Origin of the sequence: Mycobacterium sp. UM_Kg1 (genome assembly GCF_000972925.1) — a bacterium.
In the GTDB taxonomy this organism is placed as follows: domain Bacteria; phylum Actinomycetota; class Actinomycetes; order Mycobacteriales; family Mycobacteriaceae; genus Mycobacterium; species Mycobacterium hiberniae.
The window spans coordinates 1-3139 of the sequence record NZ_JRMK01000253.1; the positions used below are offsets into that span (position 1 = coordinate 1).

Below are 3139 nucleotides of genomic sequence, written 5' to 3' on the forward strand. Positions count from 1 at the left end.
TGTCCCCTACCGCAATTGCACCGAAGCACGGCAGAACGGCGACTGCGATATTCCGGCCACGTCGGACAAATACCAGTCGAAGCTGGACCGCGATAACGACGGACTGGGCTGCGAGTGCTGAACAGGACTTAGCCACGCCTGGACCAGCTACCCGTCCCAGCCACGTGAGCATGGCCCCAGACCGCCACATGAGCCGCGGCCGGATTTATATCGAGGTGGCGTTTCGATCGCGCAGTCAGCGAACGCAATGGCGCTCAGAGTTTGAACTGATTGCGCATCGAGTACGCATTTCGTACTCTTTAGAAGTACGTAATGCGTACTTGGAGGAGTGGCCATGGCGCGGTACCGCAGTACTCCACTTCCTGCCGCACTGGCACGGGCCCCGCTGCGGACGATCCGGCCACGCGACGCCGTGGCTGTGTACGCCCACCCCCGGACCCAGCTGGTCCGGCTTACCGATCGCGGACTCCTGCACCGACTCGCCGACGGCTACTACGTCGTCGTCCCCCAAGACATGGTGGGGCGCGGGTGGATCCCAGAGTTAGAGGCAGCCGCCGCGGGAATTGCCGCCACGATCTACGGCCGTGACGACATCGTCGTCATGGGGCTCAGCGCCGCACGCCTGCACGGCGCCCTTCCGCGGGCCGTGGCAATCGCAATCGTGGCGGTGCCACGACGACACCATTCCATCGCCCTAGCCGATAGACCGGCCGTCGTGCAGTTCGTCCAACGTGACACCGGCGGCCTGGACGCCGAGCAGATTCGCACCGAGCTGGGGCCGGTGTTGGTGACCACGCCGGAACAGACCGTCCTCGATCTGGCCCACCGCCCCACCCTCGGTGACAACGAAGCCGACGTTCCGGCCGCCGTCGCAGCCCTCTACGTGCGCAGCGACAAGAAACGCCTCGAAGGCCTCGCCGCGGAGCAGCGCCGGGTGGCTTCCCTACGTCGCGCCGAACACTGGGCCGGAACCCACCATGGATCCTGACGAACGCGATTCGGTCGCAGCACAGTTCGGCGTCTCCGCCGAACAGGTAGAGCGCGACCACCTCATCTCCCACCTCCTCGCCTTCCTCAGCCGAGACTTCGGTGACCGAATCCACTTCATCGGCGGCACCGCCCTGGCCCGCACCCATCTCCCCCAGGGGCGCCTCAGCGAAGACATCGACCTCGTCGCGGTCGGCAGCCGCAAGGACGTCGCGCAGGAACTCGATGCAGCGCTGCCCCGCGCCGTGGCGCGCACCCACGGCCGGCTCAGCGTGGAACCAGCCCTGAGCGCCACACCGGACGTCAGGGGGGTCGTGCTGCGTCCCAGAGGCGGGAGCCCGGTCCGATTGCAGCTGCTGTCGGCACGCGAGCGCACCGTGTGGCCGACCGAGCGTCGCATTTTGGTCCAGCGGTACACCGACGCCCTCGCGGCGGAGCTTTTGGTGCCGACTCTCCCTGCGTTTGCGGCGTCGAAGACGGCGACATGGACGGACCGGCACGCAGCCCGCGATCTCTGGGATCTCTGGGCGCTGAGCAGGATCGGCGCCATCGACGCGGCCGCCGCCGCCCTGTTCCGGCGACACGGACCCACCAACAGGAATCCCGCGCCGCACATGTTTAACCGTGCACCGTCCGACGCTCAGTGGCACGCACAGTTGGCAGGTCAGACTCGCCTGAACGTCTCCGCAACCGAGGCGCTCAAAATTGTCCGCGAGACCTGGCAGCGGGTATCACGACCTGCACACAAACCCGCATAAACAATGAATAGGCGACGGGGTCCGAGATTTGATCTTGAAAAACATCCTCTGAAGAAGGGCCGCGGGTACCCGAAACCTCAACCTTCGTGGGGACCATTCCGCGACAGCGAGGTGCGACTTTCTGCTTCGATGTGCCCGTCCGACGGTGCGTGCCGTTCGTGAATCGGCAGCGACATCAACCGTGGATAGAGGATCGCTGGACCGAGCCATCGCGCTACAAAGCGGCGTAGTGCAATCCCGTCGCGCGGCTGCTGACCGGGATCGGTTAGCAGGGACTGCGCTGTGCGCAACGTCATTTCGGCAAGTTCACGCAGTGCGATGTCGTTGAAGCCGTGGAGCGTCCAGTCGACTTCGAGGCGGTGGAAAGCCGACAAGCAGAACGCGATCGCGGTGTCGGAGGTCAGCGAGATGACGTCTTCGCCCTCCTGTCGCCGGGTCAGCAGGTTTTCTAGTTGTGGGTCGCCGACGAGATTTTCGATCCCGAACGACACACACTCCACGACGGCAATGACCGGGTCGTGCTGTCCGCTGGCGCGTTCTAGAGCCTGGTCGATGAATCCGTCGACTGCACGCATTGCGCTAGCGATGAGAAGCGCGTCAGCATTGGGGAAGTAGCGGTACACCGTCTGGCGAGTGACTCCGAGTTTTCGGGCGACGTCGGCCAGGCGCAGCGCTGGCCCATGTTCGGCGACCACTTCATCCACCGCGTTCAGAATGCGGGCGATCGCCTCCTCGTCCGAGGCGGGCGTGGAACCCGCCCAACCGCGACTACGCATCCGCTGTCACCAACCGTTCGGCCTCGAACTCGATCTCCAGTGTGGCGGGGCCGGTCATTCCCAGCAGGGATTTCCACGGGGCCGGACCGACGCGACGGGGCGCAGGCAGACGTCGGGTAAGGACGGTGAGCGCGTCTGCCAATTCCCGTCGTGCAAGGTTCGCCCCAAGGCAGTAGTGGGCACCGCCGCCGAAGGTCAGAATTGCGGGAGCGTCCTTGCGCGCGATGTCGAAGCGGTCAGCATCGTCATAGATCGCGGGATCGCGGTTGGCCGCAAAGGTATTTACCAGAACAAAGGTGCCTGCCGGGAACGTGTAGCCGCCGAACTCGACATCCTCGGTTGCGGCCCGCGGCGCGATACAGACCGCCGGAGAATGGCGCATGCTCTCCTCGACCGCCTGCATCGCAAGCTCTGGTTGGTCGCCCAGCTTCACCCATTGATCCGGATGTTCGCAGAGCGCTTGCACGGACGCGGCCAATTGGTTTCGCGTCGTATCTGTTCCCGCCATCAGAAAGCCGGCCACCAGCATGCGGAGTTCGTCGAGGTTCAGTCGGTCGCCGTCGCTTTCGGCGCGGATGAGCTCAGACAGCAGGTCATCGCTCAGACTGTTTCGGCGGG

At 64.9% G+C, this 3139-nt stretch carries 5 protein-coding genes; 3 read left to right on the forward strand and 2 right to left on the reverse strand.

The annotated features are described in order from the left end of the window. From LI92_RS23445 to LI92_RS20635, 3 genes are all read left to right on the forward strand, one after another. The coding region (locus LI92_RS23445) for an excalibur calcium-binding domain-containing protein (protein WP_046322201.1) at positions 1-121 on the forward strand (121 nt) is incomplete at its 5' end. Between the two features lie 213 nt (positions 122-334). Further along, positions 335-988, forward strand: coding sequence for a type IV toxin-antitoxin system AbiEi family antitoxin domain-containing protein (locus tag LI92_RS20630; RefSeq protein ID WP_046322205.1), 654 nt, complete (start codon positions 335-337; stop codon positions 986-988). After that, a complete protein-coding gene (locus LI92_RS20635) occupies positions 978-1745 on the forward strand; it encodes a nucleotidyl transferase AbiEii/AbiGii toxin family protein (RefSeq protein ID WP_046322203.1) in 768 nt (255 codons plus the stop codon). The genes LI92_RS20630 and LI92_RS20635 overlap by 11 nt, the downstream gene beginning before the upstream one ends. A gap of 77 nt (positions 1746-1822) precedes the next feature. Here LI92_RS20635 and LI92_RS20640 read toward each other — a convergent pair whose 3' ends face one another. Continuing rightward, positions 1823-2521: a TetR/AcrR family transcriptional regulator gene (locus LI92_RS20640; protein WP_082109832.1), complete on the reverse strand. Its 699-nt coding sequence runs from the start codon at positions 2519-2521 to the stop codon at positions 1823-1825. Beyond that, positions 2514-3139: cytochrome P450 (locus tag LI92_RS20645; RefSeq protein WP_046322204.1), on the reverse strand; the 626-nt coding region annotated here is incomplete at its 5' end. The genes LI92_RS20640 and LI92_RS20645, both read right to left, overlap by 8 nt.